This is a genomic window from Bacillus sp. FJAT-29814 (assembly GCF_001510715.1).
GTDB lineage: Bacteria > Bacillota > Bacilli > Bacillales > Cytobacillaceae > Neobacillus.
Genome location: NZ_LMTJ01000004.1, coordinates 257,048 through 279,282, shown reverse-complemented (window position 1 = coordinate 279,282; position 22,235 = coordinate 257,048). Strand labels below are relative to the sequence as shown.

Annotated in this window: 21 protein-coding genes and 1 pseudogene; 11 read left to right on the top strand and 11 right to left on the bottom strand. The window is 45.9% G+C overall.

Going from position 1 to position 22,235, the window contains the following annotated elements:
* Window positions 1–119 precede the first annotated feature (119 nt).
* The gene (locus tag AR334_RS11660) at window positions 120–1,220 is read left to right on the top strand and encodes a PRK06851 family protein (protein ID WP_066310313.1); all 1,101 of its coding nucleotides are present in this window, start codon (window positions 120–122) and stop codon (window positions 1,218–1,220) included.
* A 68-nt stretch (window positions 1,221–1,288) separates the two neighbouring features.
* On the opposite strand, the gene AR334_RS29920 is transcribed toward AR334_RS11660, so the two are convergent.
* The gene (locus AR334_RS29920) at window positions 1,289–1,444 is read right to left on the bottom strand and encodes a hypothetical protein (protein ID WP_172799211.1); all 156 of its coding nucleotides are present in this window, start codon (window positions 1,442–1,444) and stop codon (window positions 1,289–1,291) included.
* Window positions 1,445–1,545: 101 nt separating this feature from the next.
* On the opposite strand from AR334_RS29920, the gene AR334_RS11655 reads away from it, so the two are divergent.
* Genes AR334_RS11655 through AR334_RS11645 form a run of 3 tightly spaced genes read left to right on the top strand, consistent with a single transcriptional unit; the run spans window position 1,546 to window position 4,223 of the window.
* Window positions 1,546–2,214, top strand: coding sequence for a DNA alkylation repair protein (locus AR334_RS11655; RefSeq protein ID WP_301337163.1), 669 nt, complete (start codon window positions 1,546–1,548; stop codon window positions 2,212–2,214).
* 53 nt (window positions 2,215–2,267) lie between these two features.
* Window positions 2,268–3,122 (top strand): Cof-type HAD-IIB family hydrolase, encoded by an 855-nt coding sequence (locus AR334_RS11650; RefSeq protein ID WP_066310312.1) that lies wholly within the window; start codon window positions 2,268–2,270, stop codon window positions 3,120–3,122.
* A gap of 45 nt (window positions 3,123–3,167) precedes the next feature.
* Window positions 3,168–4,223 (top strand): sorbosone dehydrogenase family protein, encoded by a 1,056-nt coding sequence (locus AR334_RS11645; protein ID WP_253701282.1) that lies wholly within the window; start codon window positions 3,168–3,170, stop codon window positions 4,221–4,223.
* 246 nt (window positions 4,224–4,469) lie between these two features.
* Here AR334_RS11645 and AR334_RS11640 read toward each other — a convergent pair whose 3' ends face one another.
* The 7 genes and pseudogenes from AR334_RS11640 to AR334_RS11610 form a co-directional block, all read right to left on the bottom strand.
* Window positions 4,470–5,375, bottom strand: a complete 906-nt coding sequence (locus tag AR334_RS11640) for a FixH family protein (protein ID WP_066310307.1) — start codon at window positions 5,373–5,375, stop codon at window positions 4,470–4,472.
* Entirely contained in the window at window positions 5,372–6,049 is a 678-nt protein-coding gene (locus AR334_RS11635; RefSeq protein WP_066310305.1) for an ABC transporter ATP-binding protein, read from the bottom strand. The genes AR334_RS11640 and AR334_RS11635 overlap by 4 nt, the downstream gene beginning before the upstream one ends.
* Window positions 6,049–6,846 (bottom strand): ABC transporter permease subunit, encoded by a 798-nt coding sequence (locus AR334_RS11630; RefSeq protein ID WP_082692923.1) that lies wholly within the window; start codon window positions 6,844–6,846, stop codon window positions 6,049–6,051. Before AR334_RS11630 ends, AR334_RS11635 begins: the two co-directional genes overlap by 1 nt.
* Window positions 6,847–6,943: 97 nt before the next feature.
* Window positions 6,944–8,083: pseudogene (nosD, locus tag AR334_RS11625) on the bottom strand (nitrous oxide reductase family maturation protein NosD); the annotation flags it as partial.
* A gap of 62 nt (window positions 8,084–8,145) precedes the next feature.
* Entirely contained in the window at window positions 8,146–8,727 is a 582-nt protein-coding gene (locus tag AR334_RS11620; RefSeq protein ID WP_066310296.1) for a hypothetical protein, read from the bottom strand.
* A gap of 83 nt (window positions 8,728–8,810) precedes the next feature.
* On the bottom strand, window positions 8,811–10,679 hold the full coding sequence (gene nosZ, locus AR334_RS11615) for a Sec-dependent nitrous-oxide reductase (protein ID WP_066310293.1): 1,869 nt from the start codon (window positions 10,677–10,679) through the stop codon (window positions 8,811–8,813).
* Between the two features lie 24 nt (window positions 10,680–10,703).
* Window positions 10,704–11,150 carry a cytochrome C gene (locus AR334_RS11610; protein ID WP_066310289.1) on the bottom strand — a complete coding sequence of 149 codons (447 nt, stop codon included), beginning with the start codon at window positions 11,148–11,150 and terminating at the stop codon, window positions 10,704–10,706.
* 293 nt (window positions 11,151–11,443) lie between these two features.
* Between AR334_RS11610 and AR334_RS11605 the strand changes: the two genes are divergently transcribed.
* Window positions 11,444–12,187: a Crp/Fnr family transcriptional regulator gene (locus AR334_RS11605; protein ID WP_082692908.1), complete on the top strand. Its 744-nt coding sequence runs from the start codon at window positions 11,444–11,446 to the stop codon at window positions 12,185–12,187.
* Window positions 12,188–12,286: 99 nt separating this feature from the next.
* On the opposite strand, the gene bshB2 is transcribed toward AR334_RS11605, so the two are convergent.
* The 3 genes from bshB2 to pdxK all read right to left on the bottom strand — a co-directional run bounded on the left by bshB2 (window position 12,287) and on the right by pdxK (window position 14,545).
* Complete coding sequence (bshB2, locus tag AR334_RS11600) at window positions 12,287–12,958, bottom strand: bacillithiol biosynthesis deacetylase BshB2 (RefSeq protein ID WP_066310286.1); 672 nt, start codon at window positions 12,956–12,958, stop codon at window positions 12,287–12,289.
* Between the two features lie 212 nt (window positions 12,959–13,170).
* Complete coding sequence (locus AR334_RS11595; RefSeq protein WP_066310282.1) at window positions 13,171–13,518, bottom strand: YojF family protein; 348 nt, start codon at window positions 13,516–13,518, stop codon at window positions 13,171–13,173.
* 184 nt (window positions 13,519–13,702) lie between these two features.
* Window positions 13,703–14,545 (bottom strand): pyridoxine/pyridoxal/pyridoxamine kinase, encoded by an 843-nt coding sequence (gene pdxK / locus AR334_RS11590; RefSeq protein WP_066310280.1) that lies wholly within the window; start codon window positions 14,543–14,545, stop codon window positions 13,703–13,705.
* Between the two features lie 633 nt (window positions 14,546–15,178).
* Between pdxK and fdhD the strand changes: the two genes are divergently transcribed.
* From fdhD to AR334_RS11555, 6 genes are all read left to right on the top strand, one after another.
* Window positions 15,179–15,955 (top strand): formate dehydrogenase accessory sulfurtransferase FdhD, encoded by a 777-nt coding sequence (fdhD, locus tag AR334_RS11585; protein ID WP_066310276.1) that lies wholly within the window; start codon window positions 15,179–15,181, stop codon window positions 15,953–15,955.
* A 79-nt stretch (window positions 15,956–16,034) separates the two neighbouring features.
* Window positions 16,035–19,016 (top strand): formate dehydrogenase-N subunit alpha, encoded by a 2,982-nt coding sequence (gene fdnG / locus AR334_RS11575; RefSeq protein ID WP_082692922.1) that lies wholly within the window; start codon window positions 16,035–16,037, stop codon window positions 19,014–19,016.
* Window positions 19,016–19,843 carry a 4Fe-4S dicluster domain-containing protein gene (locus AR334_RS11570; protein WP_066310259.1) on the top strand — a complete coding sequence of 276 codons (828 nt, stop codon included), beginning with the start codon at window positions 19,016–19,018 and terminating at the stop codon, window positions 19,841–19,843. The genes fdnG and AR334_RS11570 overlap by 1 nt, the downstream gene beginning before the upstream one ends.
* Window positions 19,836–20,549, top strand: a complete 714-nt coding sequence (locus tag AR334_RS11565) for a formate dehydrogenase subunit gamma (RefSeq protein ID WP_066310256.1) — start codon at window positions 19,836–19,838, stop codon at window positions 20,547–20,549. The genes AR334_RS11570 and AR334_RS11565 overlap by 8 nt, the downstream gene beginning before the upstream one ends.
* A 211-nt stretch (window positions 20,550–20,760) precedes the next feature.
* Window positions 20,761–21,573: a formate dehydrogenase accessory protein FdhE gene (locus tag AR334_RS11560; RefSeq protein ID WP_066310252.1), complete on the top strand. Its 813-nt coding sequence runs from the start codon at window positions 20,761–20,763 to the stop codon at window positions 21,571–21,573.
* Between the two features lie 61 nt (window positions 21,574–21,634).
* The gene (locus tag AR334_RS11555; protein WP_253701281.1) at window positions 21,635–22,234 is read left to right on the top strand and encodes a molybdenum cofactor guanylyltransferase; all 600 of its coding nucleotides are present in this window, start codon (window positions 21,635–21,637) and stop codon (window positions 22,232–22,234) included.
* Window position 22,235 lies beyond the last annotated feature (1 nt).

The following is a 22,235-nucleotide window of genomic DNA, read 5'->3' as shown; positions in this document are numbered from 1 at the left end:
CCATGGGCATTCACCTATAGACCCCCGATGCATAAGATATGGTGACCATAATCTTTGCAGTGGCTCATGAAGCTTTGCCCCGTGAACGGCAAGGTTGTTTATAAAGGGAGTGTTGATGAATGGCAGGAAAAGTGAAAAACTATTTCGCCGGCGGCAATACCGCCAAGGGCTTTCACAGTTTGTACGATTCCAATCTGCAGGGGCTTGACCGCTTGTTTATTTTAAAAGGCGGACCTGGAACCGGAAAGTCTTCGCTTATGAGGAAGATTGGCAACGAGTGGCTGGAAAAGGGATACAATATTGAATTTCTCCATTGCTCGTCTGACAACAATTCGATTGATGGAGTGCTGATTCCCGCCCTGAAGGTGGGGATTGTTGACGGCACAGCGCCGCATGTGATTGAACCAAAGGCGCCCGGGGCCGTTGAGGAATATATTAATCTCGGTGAAGCGTGGGATGCAAAAACCCTCGCCGCCCAAAAAAACACCATTCAAAAGCTGACCGCCCGAATCAGCGATGCCTTTGCCAAGGCTTACGCAACTTTTAAGGAAGCACTGGAAGTACATGATGATTGGGAAAAAATTTATATAAACAGCATGGATTTCAAAAAAGCAGACCAGTTGACGAACAAATTGATTGATTCGTTTTTCGGAAAAATGAAGTTGAATAAGAAGCCGGATATTCGCCATCGGTTCCTCGGGGCGGCAACACCAACAGGTGCCGTCGATTTTGTCCCGAATCTAACCGAAGAAATCCCAAAACGCTATTTTATTAAAGGGCGCCCCGGTTCCGGCAAATCGACAATGCTAAAAAAATTGGCCGCTGCCGCCGAGGAACGCGGTATCGACACGGAAATCTACCATTGCGGCTTTGACCCGAACAGCCTCGATATGTTGATTTTCCGGGAGCTCGGGATTGCCATCTTTGACAGCACGGCGCCGCATGAATATTTCCCGAGCCGAGACGGCGATGAAATCATTGATATGTACGAAATTTTAATTGAGCCGGGAACGGATGATATTTTTGCGGACATCATCAGCAAAATTTCCGCCAAGTATCGCCAAAAAATGAAGGAAGCAACCGGCTGGCTTGCCAAGGCAAAGGAACTGCATGACGAGCTTGAGGAAATTTATATCGCTGCGATGGACTTTTCTGTCGTCGATAAAATTCATGAGAAAATTGCAGAGGAAATTAAGGTATTGGCCGAAGCAAATAGTTAAAAAAAGAGTGCCGGGTGGAGAGGTCCCCCGGCATTTTTTGACGTAACGGACCCGCTAATCGGCAAGTCTTATTTATGAGGATTCGTCTTGCTTTGCTGGTCCTTATTGCGTTTGTTGCCTTTGCTGTTATCGCCGCTGACAAATTCGGTAGCAAATTCAGCCTCTGCGTGCCCTTCTCTCGGCGAGTTTTGGTTGCGGCTGCCTTTATTATATTTTTTCGTCATCTGGTAATCCCTCCTTATCACAAATAGTTTGGCGCCACGGGGATTGTTTATGCGCGGGATATTTTTTACAATAAAAGGTAACAGGAGAGGGAGTGAGTCCATTGTCAGATACGATTAACCGTTTAACAAACCTGTTTGAAAAAAATAGAAATGAAGCAAATGCCGGTCCAATGCGGAAATATATGAAAGGCCATTTTCCGTTTCTCGGGATAAAGAAGCCGCTGCGATCACAACTGGAAAAGCAATTTTTCAAGGAAACGGGGATCTTGAAGGAGCCGTTTCAGCAGGATTTTGTCTGGGATCTTTGGGAAAAGGAGGAGCGGGAGTATCAATATACTGCCCTTGTTTACCTTGAAAAATCGCTAAAGAAGCTACAAAAAACGGACTTGCCTTTTATGGAAAAACTGATACTGACGAAATCATGGTGGGATAGTGTTGATGCGATTGCACCCAAGCCGGTCGGTGAAATAGCCGCCCGATATCCTGAAGTGATCACAGAAACGATTGACGGCTGGGCCGTCAGTGACAATATGTGGCTGCGGCGGGCCGCGATTCTTTTTCAATTGAAATACAAGCAGCAGACGGATGAGGAGCTGCTTTATCGATACATAGTACAAAACTCGGGCAGCAAGGAATTTTTTATCCAAAAAGCAATTGGCTGGGCGTTACGGGAATATTCGAAATCCAATCCTGCCTCGGTCAAGGCGTTTATCGCAGGGGAGCGGCTGGCACCGTTAAGCGTCAGGGAAGGAAGCAAGTATCTGACGTAAAACTAGTATTTCTGTTAGAATGGCACTAATGAATGAAACTAAAGGAGACCATTATGATTAAATGTATTGCAACAGACATGGATGGAACATTATTGAACGCGATGCAAACCGTCAGTGAAGAAAATAAGCAGGCAATCCTGAAGGCGCAGGCTGCTGGGATTGAAGTGGTCGTGGCCACCGGCCGGGCCTACCAGGAGGCAACTTATGTGCTTGATGAAGCCGGGCTGACCTGTCCTCTGATTTGTGTCAATGGGGCCGAGGTTCGCGGGCGAGATGGAGAAATTATTTCGGCTACGCCGATTGAAAAAGATGTTGCAAGGGATATCGCTGCCAGGCTGGCTGAAACGGATGTCTATTATGAAGTTTACACCGATAAAGGCGCGTTCACAATTGATACCGCCAAGGCTGTTTCCATTATGGTCGACATTGTTTTGACAGCCAATCCAGAAGCGGACCGTGAATTTGTTGAATATGCTGCGGGGGCGAGACTGCGCGACAACTTGATTCACCCAGTAGAAGATTATGGTGTCCTGTTCGATAGTGAACAATACAAAATCTACAAATTCCTCGCGTTCTCGTTTGATGAGGAACATCTGGCTGTTGCACAGGAATCGCTTTCGGGATTTGCGGAATTGACCGTAACGAAATCCGGCCATGAAAATATTGAAATCACCCATAAGGAAGCCCAAAAGGGAATTGCTCTTGAGGCGTTTGTCAATGCAAACGGGATTGGTCTTGATGAGACGATGGCGATTGGCGATAATTTTAACGATGTGTCCATGTTTGAAAAAGTCGGACGGGCCGTGGCGATGGGCAATGCCAGCCCGGTCATTAAATCGATGTGTGATGTGATCACCGACACCAATGAAAACAGCGGCGTGGCGCAGGCGATTTTGGAAGTTTTATAGTCTGTGAAGGGGGTAAGGGTTAAGCGGATGTTGCGGTTATGTTCAATGTTGCTGATGGTGCTGATCACATCAGGCTGTGCTTTTTTTGAAAAAAAAGAGACGGAACCGCCTGAGGATGAGGCGATTGTGCTGCAGTATGATGTGGAAGAGGTGGCGGATCATTTATCTGTGCCTTGGTCGATTAATAAGGTTAAAGAGACTTTTTACATCAGTGAACGGACAGGAAGCATCGCAGTGATTGCAGATGGTCAAGTGGAGCGGCAGCCGGTGGAGTTGAAAAAGTCGTTGGCAGAGACCGCAGAGGCCGGGCTATTGGGGTTTGTGCCGGCCCCTGATTTTGTGGAATCACAGCAGGCATACGCTTATTACACCTATTTGGAGGGGGACGACCAATTTAACCGCGTTGTCGTGTTGGAAACGGACGGTTCAGTTTGGTGGGAAACTGAAATCCTTCTGGATAAAATCCCGAGTGCAGCGTACCACCATGGCGGGCGGCTGAAAGTCGGCCCGGACGGTAAGCTGTATATAACGACAGGCGACGCCACCGTGCCGAAATCCGCACAAGACCGGTATTCGCTTAACGGTAAAATCTTGCGGATGAATTTGGACGGGAGTATTCCTGTTGATAATCCCTTTGGTAGAGATTCTTATGTATACAGCTACGGCCACCGGAATCCGCAGGGGCTGGCGTGGCTTGGCTCGACGCTGTATGCCAGCGAGCATGGGCAGTCAGCGCATGATGAGATTAATTTGATCAAACCGGGGGCCAATTATGGCTGGCCGAAGATCGAGGGTCGGGAAAAGCGTGCTGGCATGGCGACGCCGCTGTTTCAATCGGGCGAGGAAACGTGGGCGCCGTCGGGGATGGCGGCTGCTAAGGACGGCAAGCTGTATGTCGCGGCACTACGCGGCAATGCTGTCCGCGAATTTGATCTTGAGAAGGGCCGGACAAAGGCGGTTATCACTGGACTCGGCCGCATCCGTGACGTGTATATCGACGGTGAGTATTTGTACTTCGTCAGTAACAACACTGACGGCCGCGGCAATCCCGATGACCAGGATGATAAACTGTACCGGGTGCTGCTGCGGAATCTAAAATAGGTTGGGGTGGGGGTGCTTTTTAAATAAGCGGAAAAATTCCGCTTAAATTGGGAAATACCCATATTTCCCTAAAAATAAGGGGAGATTTTCCGCTTATATGGTCAAAATCTTTGAATTTTGCCTTATTTAAAGTAGTTAACCGGAATATCTCCGCCTATTTTCGCTTCCTAAGCCGCCAAACTATACATTAGGCGGAAATTCTCCGGTTATGAATTCTTTTCAATACCTATTTTTGGTCCTAACAAACTACAATATTTCTATCTTCAGTGAGTTCACCTGTGAAACAAGCAGCTCTTCGTATTGTTTTTGCGCTTGGAAAAGAACTTCCTGCTCGCCGTAGCTAGGATTTTCTTGTTTGACCTTGGTGACGAGGTCGCTTTGGACCTTTTGCGATAGGACGATCATCTCGTATTGCTGCCTCTCCGTAGCCCAGAACTTGTCTTCGTCGTATTCGGAGATTAATGCTTTGGCAGATTCGTATCGGTTATACTGGTTGCGGGCCTTGCTTACCGCTTCCTCCACCTCGGCAGGCTCGGCTTTATGGCCCTTTTCCTTTGCCAGCATCGCCATCGAACGCAACCGGATAATTTGCGTTAACAGATTATTTTTATCCTCGGCAATCTTCTCTTGGGACTTTAAGTAGGCCAATTGTTCCTCTAACTGTGCCCCAGTATAGTTTTTCTTCGCGGCTTCGCGGTTCATTTCCAGCTGAAGCTGATTGATTAGCTTATAAAAAGCAACATCTTCATCGGTAATCCATTCACCGTTCATTTTCGCCACGCCTTGAGCCTTCAGGACATTAAAATTAATCACCTTTTCCGACTTCTTGCCGTCCTTTTCCAGCGTGATTACGGCCTCGTACTTTCCACTCATCGGCAGCTTGGCTTCCCCAATATACGTACCGGCGTCCGCTGTTTCGTCAAACTTCACTTTCGTTGTGCCATGGTCCATATTGGCCATTGTTAGATTTGCGGAAACGTCGAGCCCTCGCGTTGCCTTCCCATCTTCCGTCACTTTTATTTCAATCGGGCTGGCTTCATTTTGCTGAAAATAAATCTCGTTTTTGACTTTAACATTATATTCAGGGCCTGAACTGCAGGCAGCCAGCATCGCAACCAAAAGCAGCACAGCCGCTAACAACCGTTTTTTCATGAACTTAACCCTCCCAAGTTATGAGTCGCCAAAAATTCCCCTACCGTATATTTTGCCATTTTCCCGTTCTCCAGATACGCAACATGGGTACAGACCTGGCTGATCTCATCAAGATGGTGCGATGACAGTAAAATCGTTTTGTCCGTCAAAGACTTTAACACTTCTAAAATTTCCTTCCGTCCCATCGGATCGATACCGCTTGTCGGTTCATCAAGAATCAAAATGCTGGCATTCTGGTACAGCGTAATCGCCAGACCGAGACGCTGCAGCATGCCTTTCGAGTAGCCTTTGACCTGCTGGCCCCGATCGTCCCACAGCCGTACCGCCCGCAACACTTCCTCCATTCGCGCACCATCCGCCTTTTTCTCGACCGCTTCTGCAAAAAACGTCAAGTTTTCAAGGCCGGTCAGCATCGGATACAGCATAAATTTTTCTGGCAAATAGGCGATCGACTTTTTCCAGGAATCGTTTTTCTTTGTAACCCGTACGCCGTTAATCGAAATCGCCCCTTGCCCAACAGGCAGCATCCCGAGCAGGCTGTTGATCAAAGTCGATTTTCCAGCACCGTTGCGGCCGACGAGGGCACAAACCTCGCGCTCGCCAATTTCGAGATTGATATCGTCGAGCACCCGCTTTTTTCCAAATGATTGATTCAAATGTTCGACCTTAATCATTATTCATAGCCCTCCTTCCGGTTAAACAGTACGGCAGTCAGAAAGGAAACTGTAAGCCAGATGAGCAGGCTTCCTGCCAAAAAGAACGCCGGTTTCGTCCACATGAACTCCTCCAAGAGCCGTGACATATGGCCGAACGAGTAGACGCCCATGCCAGTCTCCAAAAACATCCGTACGGCCTGCAGTGGATTTAAAAAGTATACAAGCGAAAAGATTTTTACATTTTCATAGGTAACGTCCGGCAACAGTGATAGCAGGATAAAGTCATGCAGGAAGAAGAAGTAGAACCAGACGAAAATCGTGTAGCCAATAATTTGCATCCGCGAGCGGGCAAAGCTGCCGATGGCCGCGCCCATTTGCAGGAACACGAGCGCCATCACCAAAAGGCTGATGACAAAGATTAAATAGCCACCGAAATCAAGCTGAAGCTGAAATTTCAACAGCATCAGGTAAAGGAAGAACCAGGCGAGAAGTGGCGTCAGCACAACCGTATAAAGCCCGAGACTCTTTTTTACTAAAAAGCTTGGATAGTTGTCCTGCTTTGTCAGCAGCATGATCAGCGTCTTTTGTTCTTTTTCCTGAAAAATCGAGAACGCCCCAATAAACAGACACAGGATCGGAATAAAATAAATGATGGTGTCGAACAGGTTAATCAGCAATATATAGAAGCCTTTATCGAACGCCAGGCTGGCGGACTTAAACAGCATGCTGATGGAAATCAGTACAATAATGCTAAGCGAAAGCCACAGCCCTTTACCCCTTATGTTTTCCTTCCATTCCTTCCAAATGTAATGCATAGCGCTTTCTCCCCTTTAGAAAAATCACCGCCGCGAGCACGCCGAGCGCTGCCAGCCAAATCGCTGTATGGCTGCCCTTATCCGGTACGAGCGGGTGCGGATCGTTAAACATGACTTCGTCTTCGTTAGATGATGAATTGATTTTTTCATAGATTTTTAAAGCAGGACTTTTTAAAAAGAAATTCGTCAATTCCTGGTCCTCAATCAGCTGATGGAGGGAGGAATGATAGGTTATTGGAAAATCCCCGATGCCGTTTTGGTCGAGGTCAGTGAGCGGGAATGCGGAGCCCCAGTCGTTGCCCTTGCCGTGTTCGCTCCAGGCATTCGTTTCGCCCGTACCTCCGATGGTGACGGCAGGGATCGTATTGTCGGAAATCGTGTTTTGCGTAAAAATTTGCTGGTTGGAACTGGCCCATAGCTCAATTCCGATGCCGTTTTGGATAATGCGGTTGCCGCGAATCACGTTCCGTGTCGCCTGGTCAATGTACAAACCGCGCTGGTTCATGTAAAACAAATTGTTTTGAATATGATTCTCATTTGCTTGCAAAAGTAAAAGGCCAAAAGATTGGTTCCCGTAATTGACGATAAATTGATTGTCTGTGAGGGTGAGGCCGTTGGAATTCATAATCGCGGCGCCGCCCTGGTTCATAGTGAAGGTATTGCGTTTAAACGTATTTTCATCGGAATACATGTAATGCAGTCCATAGCGGGTGTTACTAATGTTGTTATCATGGCTTTTATTACGGTTGGCGTAATCAAAGAACATCCCGTCGCGGGTGCCTTCAATCGTGTTATGGGCGAGCACGTTGTCGTTCGCATAATAGACGTGAAGTCCGTTGCCTTGGGCGGCTATTTCACCCTTGCCCAGGCCTTGAATGTCGGCATATTGAATTTTGTTGTGATGGGCCTGGCTTAAATAAATCCCGTGAAACGAGTCGGTGATCTTCACATGCTCTACCACATTATTGTTACTGTAAATTTTAATCGCTGCGTACTCTTCGGCGGAATTACGGTCCATACTGCCGTGGGTGACGGTCAAATGGCTTAGTTTCACATTCGGGGCTTTAACGGAAATCACATTTCCGGTCCCGTCCCCTTTAATCACGGTGTTCTTTGAGCCGATCATCGTCAGCGGTTTGTTAATGACGATATTGCCTTCATAGGTTTGATCTTCAAGCTTCAATACCGCCCCCTCTTTCATGGAGTCGATTGTCGCCTGCAGGTTACCGGCTGCCATATATTCCTCTGGTTTCATGATAAAAAAGAGAGAAAAAATGAAAGATAGGAGCGTCAGTTTTTTCATTTTGCTTTTCTGTCCTTCCATAACGGAATCAGTAATAAAATAAACGCAGCAATGACAAAGTAAACGCCAGTGCCCAAAATACTATGGGTGATGAAGTTTGCCACCGTGTTTTCACCGATAATCGGCGGTACAAATGGGTCCATTTTAATCGGCGCCTTTGGGTCAAGATTCGAGCCGTATCTTTTTAGGGCTGCGTAAAGGTCCCAAACGCCTGCCGCACCGCCAATGGTAAACATCCCAATCAGTCCGTAAAGCACTTTTTTATTGCGAAGCAAGGCAGTGATTAAGGTAAGGCCGGCCAACCCGCCGATGATGTAAATTAGGTAGCCCAGCTCAGGGAAGTTTTCTGCACTGAAATTGGACATTCCTATATAGTGGTTAAGCCCGTTTATGATATCGATTTCGCCTTCCAGCTTGTTTGGATAGACAATGATGTTTAGCCCTTCCGGATATTGTGGGGCAATAAACAGCATCCTCCACCACGGGAAGAACATCGAGAACACAATCAATACAGCAGAAAGTCCGATCAGTAATGAAGAAGTAAGCGATAGTTTCGATCCTTTCTTATTATCATTCAACTTAAGCACTCCTTTTATAGTGAAAAACTGAAATAACTGTGGGTATCAATAAAACATTGATACCCACCACCTGCTAATAGTTTTTAATTCTTTGGTTTGACTAAGAAGTAACCGGTCATTTCCTGGTGCAAGGCCGAGCAGAAGTTTGTACAGTAAATCGGGAATGTACCGGCTTTATTAGCAGTAAATTTGATCGTATTGGTTTGTCCAGGCTGGACTTCGATGTTCATGTCATAGCTGTTAATCGCAAAGCCATGGGTGATGTCTTCATCAAAGTCGATGTTGGTCAGATGGATGGTGACCTCATCACCCTCGTTGACTTCAATCACGTCAGGCCGTTTTGCTTTAGCGTCAAAAATAAACTTCGAACGCATCGCAATTCCGTACACATCGACTTTATTGCCGTTGCGGACAATCTTGGCGTCATCTTTTTTGTAGATGGCGTCTTTATTGTTTGGATCCTTATCATATACTTCAATTGTTTTGATTTTATCTGCCTTAATCATTTGCGCATAGTGCGGCTCTGGGTTAACCGGAGCGGATTGGATGACCTTCATCTTACTGCCGCTTAGGTCGATTAACTGCATCGATTCAGGGTGAGAAGGTCCGACAGACAAGTAGCTGTCTTTAGCAATTTTGTTTAAAGCAACAATCCATTTTCCGTCAGGTGCAACGGTGTCGCCTTCAGCGGCAACAGAGTGACCTGGAGAATATTGTACAGGCACGCGGTCTAATGTTTTGCCGGTCTTTGGATTCCATTTTACGATTTCTGAAGAAATGAACATGGTTGTGTAAGCCATGCCTTTATCGTCAAACTGAGTATGAAGCGGTCCAAGTGCATTTTCTGGGTTTACTTCGCGTTCCATGACAGATTCATATTTTAAAACCGGAATGCCATTACGTTCGCCAGAAAAGTCCTTATTTTCAACTGCTTTGAATGCTTTTTCAAACGAGAATACGGTCATCGCTGGTGCAAGCTTGCCGGAAGCGATGAAATGCTTTCCGTCTGGAGTAACGTCAACACCGTGCGGCGATTTGGCAACAGGAACCAAGTAGATGCCGCCTTTTTGCTTTTCAGGGAAGATCATCTTTTGGCCATCGACATCTTCATAGTTTCCGTCTTTGACCATTTGCGCAAGCTCTTTCCAGTTAAACAGGACAATATAGTCACGGTCAGCCTGCGATGCGTTGATTTCCAGGTTGGTTGTTGCTTCTTCTGTATTATAAGTTGTCATGACGGCCCAGTCGGCAGAACTTTTCTTGCCGGCATCAGATAGGTCATAGGACCATGGCGGTAGGGCAACCTGATAGTCAATGTTCAGCTTTACATTTTTCTCATCAAATGTTACAGCAGACATGACGCCGCGGTATTTAGTGCTGTAATCATCAAGATCTTCGTACTTTTGTCCAATTGGAACAGCAAAGCGTGTCGGCAGGAACATGTACTCGGTATTTTCCGTTACAAATGCCGCACAGTGTGGGCCGCTTGTGTTTGGAACCTTAATAATGTCTTTGACAGTAAACGTTTTTAAATCCATGACTGCGGCACGGCTGTTGCCGACGTCAGTAGCGAACATCCATTTACCGTCATAATCACCGTTTGTCTCAGAGAAAGCCGGGTGATGCAGGTCGCCCCACGTATAATCACCCATCATTTTCTTGGAATGTTCGTCAAAGCCATAACCTGTTGCGGAATCCGGCGAGAAGACCGGAACGGTACGAATATGGCGCATTGAAGGCACACCATAAATAAACATTTGACCGGAGTGGCCGCCGGATGCGAATAAATAGTAGTCATCTTTTTTGCCAAAAGGAACATAAACCTTTTCGGCATCGCCTTTGTTGGCGGAAGCGGTTTCTGTTTTGGCAGTCGACGAGAAGTCAGCAAATGTTATTGTCGCTGCCACAAATCCGGCTAATAACCCGGATGCGATTGGAACCCATTTCTTCATTCCATTAACACCACCTTACGAATTTTATTTTTCAGATGCTTGTTTTAACATATCTACAACCCGAGTGCGTTCTTCGTCAGTCAGCGGATTGCCGCCAATTACACTTGACATAACGGCTGATGTTGGTTCTTTCAAGAATTCTTCAATTGGCTTGCCATGCTTGCCTTCAACGTTTTCAAATGCTTTAGAAAGGTCCGGACCTGTTGCGCCACCTTTTAGATCAAGTGATTCGACTGCATGGCAGCCCAAGCAGCCCTTTTGATTAAGGATATTGTCGCTTGCAGAAGTCGTGGCAGCAGAGTCCTCCTTGGATTCAGTGCTTTCTTCTGTGGCCGCTGGCGTCTCCTTGTTATCGGCTTGAGCGACTTTAGCAGCCTCATCACTGCCCCCCATTACCACATCAAATACCAGATATCCGAGCCCGAAGCCGAGCACCAGACTGATTACAAAGCTAATAATTGCTTTTTGCAATGTTTCTCCCCCTCCTTTATGTCGATTCAACACCCTTATCCTAAACCGGGGGTGGTAAATTAATAGTGATGTGCATCACTCGGAATTGTGCTTTTTTGAACGTTTTGTGAATGCGCTTTAAAACCTTAGTAAAATAAGGCTTTTTTTAAAAATGAACGTTTTGTGAACTTCGTCGAGAAGGCTTCCCTGTGGAAAATTACGCGATTGTGAATCAGGTCACTACATATAAGTGGAAAACAATTTACAATTGGTGGTAATTAGCGTTTATTAAAAATAAGGGGGGTGGTGTTAACATGAGTCGGATTAACTTTGTAAGGGAACCGAATTTGGCTATTTATCAAGATTCCAACAAGAGAGAGCTGCTCCGGAAAATTGTCATCTTCAAGGATTTATCGCCGAAGCTGCTTGGTGTTATTGAACAGCGGATTCAGGTTTTGGAGCTTCGAAAGGGCGAGCGGATTATTTCCGAGGATGAGGTGGCAAAAGGGGTTTACCTTGTTCAATCTGGGTCCCTAAAGCTGACGAAAGAGGATGAAAACGGAAACGAGATTATTGTTTGTGTCAAACAAAAAGGCGACATCTTTGCCGAGGCTTGTTTGTTTACGCAAAAGGAGGAATATTATCTGGCGACAGCCACAATGCTTGAAACCGGAACGCTATTCTTTTTGGATAAGCTGGATCTGGAAAAAGAAATCTCCCAGCACCCCGAGCTGGCGATGCAAATGATCAGCTATATGAGCGATGCGCTGCGCGATATGACCTCGCAATTGCGTGATACCGCCCTGTTGGACGTATATGCCAAAACGGTTCGCACACTTGAACGGGTGGGAAGGAAATTTAATCAGGACGGCAAAAGGTGGGGCATTGAAATTCCATTAACGGTTCAGGAATTTGCTACAATTGTCGGGACAACACGGGAAAGTGTTAGCCGGGTTTTTTCGAGATTAAAAAAGGAAGAAATGATTGAAATCAGGTCCAGAAAAATTATCATTCTCGACACGTGCAAGTTTTGCACGTTAATGCAGCGGGATTATTAATAAGGAAGGGGCCAGAATCCACATGCTTGGAAAGTACTCAAAGCACGCGGGTTCTGCCCCCTTTTTGTTTTACTAGATTCGCCAAATGGCATGTTTCTATTAGTCGGAAAATTTGTATGTCCAAAACCGTTCATTATTGACCCAAACCATGATTTGCGGGTCCTGGTTTTTGAGTTTTTCTTCCATGTCCTTGAACATTGTCTCCGTTTGTGACCGATGGGCCTTAATTGCGGCAAGCTTTGTTTCGGCAACAGGGCTGATGTTGTTGATGATATCCGCCTCGCCAAGCTTTTCGACGCAGTCGTTGGAAAAGGCGACACAGTGCAGTTTCGGCCGTGCGGCCTTTGGCATTTTTCCGACGGCACGAACGACGGCCGCGCCGGTGGCCTCATGGTCGGGATGCACGGAATATCCTGGATAAAACGTGATGACTAGAGATGGATTTAATTCCTCAATTAGTCCAGAAATGACGTTTGATAGCTTTTCATCATCTTCAAATTCAACGGTTTTATCGCGGAATCCGAGCATGCGAAGGTCATGGATGCCGAGCACTCTTGCGGCTTCCTTCAATTCTTGTTTGCGGATTTTCGGGAGATTTTCCCGATTGGTAAATGGGGGATTTCCCATATTGCGCCCCATTTCTCCGAGAGTCAAACAAGCGTAGGTCACCGGTGTACCGTTTTTCACATGGGTGGCAATCGTTCCGGATACACCAAAGGCTTCGTCATCGGGGTGCGGAAAGACCACGAGAACATGACGTTCTTTTTCCATATAATATGCACTCCTTTCTATTATCCAGCTCCAGCGCCTAGCCAGTTTTCATCCTCGAATAAGCTTCTTCGAGTATCTTGTAACAATCATGGCTTGATAAAGCGATGATTGTTACAGCTCGAGGTCTTAAGCCGTCCCCCTCCGGAGGGCAGGCCCGTCCTGCGGGTTACGTCTTAAGCTTGTCGGGGCTGACCGAGGCGCTTCCGCTTTTATTATTCAAATGGTGTCTCACTGATTTCCAGCGCAACCGCAAGCTTTCCGTTATAGTCATGGCCGGCCATCAGCAATCGGCCGAGCTCATCGAATTCATAATGGGTAATTCCCTCGGCATACACCCAGCCAAGATCTATTTTTAGACCGACGCGAAAGGGACCATTGCCGGTGATTTTCCCCAATTCGTAGCGGACGAGAGCGTTGCGGATGTAGGCTCCTGCCGAAAAGAATTGTTGATTATGATGAGATGCGTAGGCGCCATTCGTCGTTTCGAGATGGATGTAGACATCTTTGCCAGCAAAATGGTTGATGATTTCTTGAACCTTTTTAATATCAACAGACTCCAAACCTGACTCCCTTCCCTTCCAATAAAGTTAAAAGCAATTTAGGTTTCGCTTTAATTTTATTAATAATGTACTTATCATACTAAAATAAGTAAAAAAATGCTAAAATCGTGCCTGAAAAACTTATACACTAAGCTCCGCCTGTTTTCCACATAAAAGAGCCGGCCCTTCGGACCGACTCATCTTGTTATGCTTCGCAATCTTCACAATACTCGGTAACAGACTTGCTGCTGCGGTACGCGCCATGCCAGGTTGGGCCTACGTACTCGTTCAAGCGGAAGCCTTCAGAGATGGCTGCTGCGACGAATTCTTTGGCAACTTCCACAGCCTCATAGACCGATTGGCCTTTGGCCAGTCCTGCCGTAATCGCTGATGAATGGGTGCAACCTGCGCCATGGGTATAGGTTGTAGTAAACTTAGGCGTTTCGTAGATTCTGAATTCTTTCCCGTCATAGAGAAGGTCAACGGAATTTTCTTCTGCCTGAAGCTTGCTGCCTCCCTTGATCACGACATTTTTTGCGCCTAAATCGACGATTTTGACAGCAGCCTGTTTCATTTCTTCAACAGTTTTCGGAGTCTTCATTCCGGCAAGCTGTCCGGCTTCAAACAGGTTCGGAGTAACAACCAGTGCGCGCGGCAACAGCAGCTCTCGCATCGCATCCGCCGTTTCCGGATTGAGCACCTCATCCTCGCCCTTACACACCATAACAGGATCAATCACAACACGCTCGAGTTTGTTCTCATCGATTGTTTTCGCGGTTAACTCAATGATTTCCACGGTGCCAAGCATGCCTGTTTTCATCGCGTCGATGCCAACAGACAGGATGGTTTCAAGCTGCTTTTGGAGTATCGATACATCAATTGGGAACACACTGTGTGACCAATTGTTTTTTGGGTCCATTGTCACAATCGTAGTCAGGGCGTTCATGCCATAAACGCCAAGCTCTTGAAAAGTCTTTAAATCAGCCTGAATCCCGGCGCCGCCGCTTGTATCGGAACCGGCAATCGTCATTACCTTCTTAATCCTCATTATGAAAGCCTCCTTATATGCCTCAAATCCACCTTCTTATTATAATGCAACAACAAAAAAATAACATAATCACAGGCATAACAATTTCACTCGGAAAGGAACGGATTGAGAGTGGATTGGTCTTGTCCGCCCCAGGTGGACAAAAATGCAAAAATGTCCACGGCTGGTGCCTGACACCAAAAACACCACTGCCACCTATTTAATGTTTGTAAACGTTTTTTTGACAGGAAAATGACAATTGTGTGTTTGATGGGTTTGGACGGGTGTGAACGTGACTTTTATCACATTCATTTGATGTTTAGGGGGGTACGATGGGTTTAGACGAGGTAAGTGTCATGCCTGGTTCGATGAGTGAAATTGCTCGCCAAAAGCCGAGTAAACACTACTGCCACGTTACCAAAGTTGCGCGTTCACAAAATTGTTGAAATTCTGTGACATGAATGAAAGAAAGTTGTCAAAAACGCGCCATTTCAAGACTTAATTTAGCTTTAAAATGGTAGATATCCCCCAAAAGTCCCTCCATTAAAGGGACAAATTTCGACAGTGTGATGAATGTCGCTGTATCAGATACCTGCCATTTTTACAATGTAAAGTATAGAAACAAGATTATTCCTTTAGAGGAGGGAACAAACAATGATTCATAAGGGTTGTCCCGATGAATATCCGATTTCCTTAATAATCAATGGATACGAAATGGCGGTCTTTCAACTGACAAAATTCGACCTCGAGGATTGGACATACGGATATTTGTTTTCTGAAGGATTTATTCAGGATGCAACCGATATTGACTCCATCGTAATCAACGAAGAACAGGGCAGCATCCATGTTTCGCTCCGCTCTGACTTTGACGAAGAGCAAATCTTTTCGAAGAAAAAGCATTATACAGCTGGATGCGGCAGAGGCGTAACATTCTTTTCAATGACCGATGTCAAACAATTCGATAAGGTATCTTCGAATAAAACCTATCAACTAAGCTATCTATTAAAAAAGCGTGCTGAATTTGCCCAAAATTCCCGTTTTTATCTGGAAACGGGTGGAATGCATGGGGCATGTATTGTTGACGAAGCAGGCAATATCACGATTCGTGAGGACATTGGCCGGCATAATGCGGTAGACAAAATTATTGGCCATGCCATCAGAAAACGGTTACATCCCGGCCGGTTGGTGCTGCTTACGACCGGAAGGGTTTCATATGAAATGCTCTCTAAAGCTGCCAAATTTGGCTTTCCAGTTATCGGCTCACGGACGGCTGCTACCAAACAAGCTGTCCAACTAGCCAGGTACTTGAATATTGATGTAGTCGGCTATTTAAGAGGGAAAATGGCGACTATTTATACTTCGGCGGGAAGGATCGAAAACGATTTAATGCCTGAGCCGGCTTTGGAAGCAGTCCTTGAAGGGGGGAATTGACCAAGAGAGGGAAGCAGATAGATAGAAAAAATTGGGATGTTCTATTCATGATAAGGGAAGGAGATTGAAAATGGTTGAATTGAACCTAAATCGCCGGCAATTTTTAAAACTGTCTGGTGCAACCGCTGCCACATTGGCTGTTGTTGAACTGGGCTTCAACGAGAAAAAGGCCTATGCGAAATCAAAAGAATTCAAAATTGCCTCATCAAAAGTAACACCAACCGTTTGCTGCTTTTGCGGTGTGGGCTGCGGAATTTTAGTCCATACAAAAGACAACACTGTGGTTTATACGGAAGGGGATCCGGATAACCCAATTAACGAAGGCAAGCTATGCAGTAAAGGGACAACAATCAGACAAGTTTATACTTCTGAGAAGCGCATTACGAAGCCGCTTTATCGTGCCCCAGGCAGCGATAAGTGGGAAGAAAAAGACTGGGAATGGATGATGGACACCATTGCCAAACGAACCAAGGAAACTCGTGATAAGTCATTTGTGGTAACAGATAACGGTATCACTGTAAATAGAACCGAGAAGATTGCCAGCATCGGCGGTGCGGCACTCGACAACGAAGAAACCTATTTGGTTTCAAAATTAATGAGAGGGCTTGGCGTCGTTTACCTCGAACACCAGGCACGAATATGACACAGCTCAACGGTTGCCGGTCTGGCACCTACATTTGGTCGTGGAGCAATGACCAACCACTGGAATGACCTTCAGTGGACGGATGCTGCTCTCATTATGGGCGCAAACCCAGCAGAGAATCACCCAATCAGCTTCAGATGGCTAACAAAAGCAAAAGACAAAGGCGCAAAAATCATCTCTGTTGACCCGCGCTACACTCGGACTTCAGCAGTGTCTGATATTTACGCACCGCTTCGTTCCGGCACAGATATTGCCTTTATGGGCGGGATGATTAAACACGCATTGGACAATAATCTCATTCACAAAGATTATGTCGTGAACTATACAAACGCATCCTTTATCGTTGCCGATGGCTATGATTTCAACGACGGCCTGTTCTCTGGCTATGACGAAGCAAAACGCAGCTATGATAAAACAAAATGGGCGCTTGCTGTCGGCGAAGATGGACAGCCGGTTAAAGACCCAACTTTGGAGCATCCGCGTTCCGTGTTCCAATTAATGAAGAAGCATTATTCACGTTATGATGTCGATACAGTTTCATCTGTAACAGGTACACCAAAAGAAGATTTGCTAAAAGTGTATGAAGCATTCTGCGCAACAGGAAAAGTCGGCAAGTCCGGCACTATTTTGTACGCAATGGGCACTACCCAGCATACAGTTGGTTCACAAAACGTACGCGCTTTCGCAATCATCCAAATGCTGCTTGGTAACATTGGTCTCCCTGGCGGAGGAATCAACGCCATGCGCGGTGAGTCTAACGTACAAGGCTCAACTGATTTTGGATTACTTTGGGATAACTTAACTGGTTACCTAGCCATTCCTAAGCAATCTGTACCTGAGCATGCGACACTTGAAGGATATTTGAAAAAAGAAACTCCTCCATCAGGTTATTGGAGCAACAGACCAAAATTCGTGGTCAGCTTATTAAAATCCTGGTATGGACAAAATGCAACAGCTGCTAACGAGTTTGGCTATCAGTTCCTGCCAAAACCAGGTGCAAAGAACTACTCGCACATTTTCCTATTCAAAGCGATGTTCAATAAAGAGCTTGAGGGCGCATTCCTGTGGGGAACGAACCCGGTAGTTGGCGGACCAAACGCCGGCAGAGAAAAAGAAGCTCTTGGCAACCTGAAATGGCTCGTAGTTGTAGACCTTTGGGAAACCGAAACAGCAGCATTCTGGAAAAAAGAAGCTGGCAGCGACCCATCTAAGATCAACACAGAAGTATTCTTCCTTCCAGCATGTTCTTCATATGAAAAAGAAGGAAGTATTTCCAATAGCTCCCGCTGGATGCAATACCGCTGGAGAGCGATTGAACCAAAAGGAGAATCACGCCCAGACCTTGACATGGTTCATGACCTGGCGCTGAGACTTAAAAAGATGTATGCCGGAGACACAAGTGCGGCGGCTGCACCATTCCTGGCACTTGATTGGAACTATGGCAACGGCCACGAGCCTGATATCGATTTGGTAGCCAAAGAAATTAACGGTTATGACCTGACTACAGGCAAATTGGTTCCTGGCTTTGGCGTATTGAAAGATGACGGAACAACTTCCAGTGGTAACTGGATTTATAGCGGATTCTATCCGGAAGAAGGCAAGAACCGTTCCAAGAACCGTGATAACAAAGATACTGGCGGCGGAAACTTCTTGAACTGGTCATTTGCTTGGCCGGCCAACCGACGAATCCTTTACAACCGTGCGTCTGCAGATGCAAACGGTGTACCATACAGCAAAGAAAAAGCGGTTATTCATTGGGATGCGATTCAGAATAAATGGGTCGGAACCGACGTACCGGACTTTAATGCGACAATAGCACCATCAGCACCAGGCGGTACAGGCGCAATCATGATGAACAAAGATGGTGTAGGACTGCTTTATGCACCTACCATGAATGAAGGTCCATTCCCAGAACACTATGAGCCATTTGAAAGCCCAGTGCCAAATGCGTTCTCATCTGTAGAATTAAACCCGGCTGTCGTGATTCATGAAGGTGACTTCAACAAAAAAGGCTTTAAAGCGGATTACCCGATTATCGCGACAACTTACCGGGTATCAGAACACTGGCAATCCGGTACGATGACCCGTAACCAAGAATGGCTGTCAGAGCTTTCCTCTTTTATGTATGTAGAAATTAGTGAAGAGCTTGCTAAAGAAAAAGGCATTAAGAATAAAGACAAAATTAAAGTCTCTTCAGCACGAGGAGAAATCACTGCTTACGCGATGGTAACGAAGCGTTATAAGCCTTTCAAAGTAAGAGGTAAGGTAGTGCACCAAGTTGGGATGCCATGGCATTTCGGCTTCAAAGGATATGCTACAGGGGATACAGCGAACCGCCTGACGCCGCATATCGGAGATGCCAACACACAAATTCCAGAATACAAAGCATTCCTCTGCGATATAAGGAGGGCTGACTAATGGCTAAAAAAGAATATGTAAAATATGTCGACGTAACAAAATGTGACGGATGCCGTGCGTGTATGGTAGCCTGTAAAAACTGGAACGACCTTCCTGCTGAACAAACGGAATTCCTAGGCAGTTCTCAGTCACATGCAAAGACTACAGCGGATACTTGGAACGTGCTTCAGTTTGTCGAGCACGAGAATTCCAAGGGCGGCCTGGATTACTTGTTCCGCCATTCATCTTGCTTCCATTGTACAGATGCGGCCTGCGAAAAGGTTTGCCCTGAGAATGCAATCAGCTACACAGAATTTGGAACTGTAGTTATTGACCACGACAAGTGCGTAGGCTGCGGCTATTGCGTCCAAAACTGTCCGTTCGAAGTCATTTCTTTGAAAGAGTATAAAGATAAAAACGGCAAAGAATATCGTAAAGCCAACAAATGTACCATGTGTACCGACCGTTTGGAAGAAGGGTTACAGCCTGCCTGCGTAACAACCTGCCACACAGGTGCAATGGAGTTTGGCGATAAAGATGCCATGATCCAAAAAGCGGAAAAACGCGTTCAGGAAATTAAGGACCGTTACCCTAACGCCCAAGTGTACAACCCACAAGGCGTTGGCGGAACGCATACTGTATACGTTTTAGCAGAGAAACCGTCTGTATACGGCTTACCTGAAAATCCAAAAGTGCCAACATCTGCAGTAGTATGGAAGGATTATGCACAGCCAGTCGGCAAGTTGATGCTTGGTGCAACAACAATGGCCCTTGTCGGTGCATTTGTAACGAATAAGTTTTTCAGCAAAAAATCAGAGCAAGAGAATGGTGGTGAGAGCCATGAGTAATGTTCAAAAGCACCCGAAGGCAAACCAACAGATTAGACGTTTTCCAAAAGCATTTGTTTGGGCCCATGCTATAAATGGTCTTTCATTCTTTGCTCTTTACATCACGGCGTTACCAATGTATACCGAATTCTTTGACTGGCTATATCCGGTTCTTGGCGGCCCAGCTAATGCACGGTTGCTCCACAGAATCTTTGCCGTAGCTTTCATCACGCCGACGTTTATTTTGCTGATTTTCAGCCCGAAGTGGTTCATGCTATGGATTAAAGAATTGATTACATGGAAGAAACGTGATATAGCGTTCTTTGGAAACTTTGTGAAGGAATTGTTTGGCTTAAAGTTTGATCATGTGAGACAGACATTCTTCAACGCCGGGGAAAAAATCAACTCGATTCTTCAAATGTTCTGTGCCATCTTAGTCATTGCATCTGGATTTACCATGTGGTTTCCTGAGTACTTCCCAAGAGCATTAGTTCAATGGGGCTATGTTCTTCATAACATCGGTTTCGCATTAGGAATCGCTGTTATTGTCGGACACATTTACCTCAGTGTCATCCACAAGCATTCACGTCCAGGCTGGTCTGGCGTTGTAACCGGCAAGGTTCCTGCTTGGTGGGCAAAAGGCCACTATGCCGACTGGTATGACGAAGAAGTCAAGAAGGGTAACTTCCCTAACCTTGATGATCCGAAACACAAAAAAGGCGCTTAATCGCGACATAGCTAGACAATTGAAATTTTAATAATCGGGAATGGCTGTCTGTTACCGGACAGCCTTTCCCTTTAAAAAAAGACTATTTTCAAAAAATTATAGATTTTCACTATCTGACTAATGATAAACTAGAAGATAATCGGCAAGCTGTAAACTGCCGACGGCTGCTTTTAATATGGCTTCAAAAAATAGAAAACGAGGGTGAAGCGACATGATTAAGTCCGTTGTTTCGAAAGAATATCAAAATCTGCAAAAAGAACTCATCCGGCTTCAGGCACAGTGGAAAGGGATGATTAATCCGGAAACAATCAAGCCGAACCTGGACAAAGCGGCAATGGCTGCAGGGGTGCCGGCAGCTGCATTAACGGCTATTGACTTTGAAATTTCACTATTCCAACAGTGGATAGAGGATATAAATACATTATTAATCAACCACAATCCAGAGCTTGAGGCAAAGCTTTCAGGCATTGAGAGCTTGCTGAACGAAGAAACAGCGATTCGCTGGATTGAGGAGGCTTTTTCCTTCAATCATGTTTACTTTGAAAGCTTTGCCGAAGAACATGGGCTTGAGACGTGGATTCCGCAGTTCCTTGCAGAGACCGCACTAAGACCTTATCTGCAGAAGACCGCAGAGATGATCCAGCCTGAGCTTGACCGCGGGGTTCCTGGAGCTGGCTGCCCTGTCTGTGGCGAACCGGTCAGATTAGCTGTCCTTGAGGATGAGGGAAAAAAGGTCCTTCACTGCCCGCGCTGTCTCGCGCACTGGAGAGCAAAGAGGCTGGAATGCTCGCATTGTGGTACTGAAGATTATGAAAAAATCAAGTTTCTTACAATTGAAGGCGACGCCACTTCGCAAATCCAGGTTTGCGAAGACTGTAACGGCTATATTAAAATTATTGATACAAGACAATATATTGAAAAACCGAGCGCTGCCCTGCTTGACTTAAATTCGATACACCTCGATTTTGTCGCTCAGGAAAACGGCTACAGCTCGGTCGGCACGAAAAACGAAAACAAAGGTTAAGGGGTGCAGCCCTAGTCCCGGCGCCTGAACTTTTAAGAAAATGAAACGAAAAGGGGTGCTGATGATGAAGGCTGCAGCCATTATTTTATCTGGGGGAAAATCGAGCAGAATGGGCACAAATAAGGCCCTGCTAAAAATAAATGAGAAAACGAATATTGAAAGAATCCGAGACGAACTGGCCAAACATTTCTCCGACATTGTTCTCGTAACCAATGAACCGGAAAAATATGAGTTTTTGAATTTGAATATGACCTCAGACCAGTACACCGACAAGGGGCCGCTCGCCGGCCTTCATGCCGGTTTGGAGGCATCTCCATATGATGTAAATGTACTTGTCGCCTGTGATATGCCGTTTATTTCCGGAGAGCTGGCTAAATTCCTTGCTGAAAGCTGCAACGGCTATGATGCCGTTATACCTGTTATTGACGGTGTCCAAAACCCTTTATTTGCGGCCTATCATAAGAAAGTCGCTGCGATTGCCGCACAAAAGATTGAGAGTGGACGCCTGGCGATTAAGGCCATGCTCGATGAGTTAAATGTGTTATACTTGTCAGAGAAACAAATGGAAAAATTTAGCCAGCATCGTTTAGACCGGGCTTTTTTTAATATGAATAAACCGCAAGAGTATGAGCATGCCAAGAAGTGGGCGGAGGAAAAGTAAA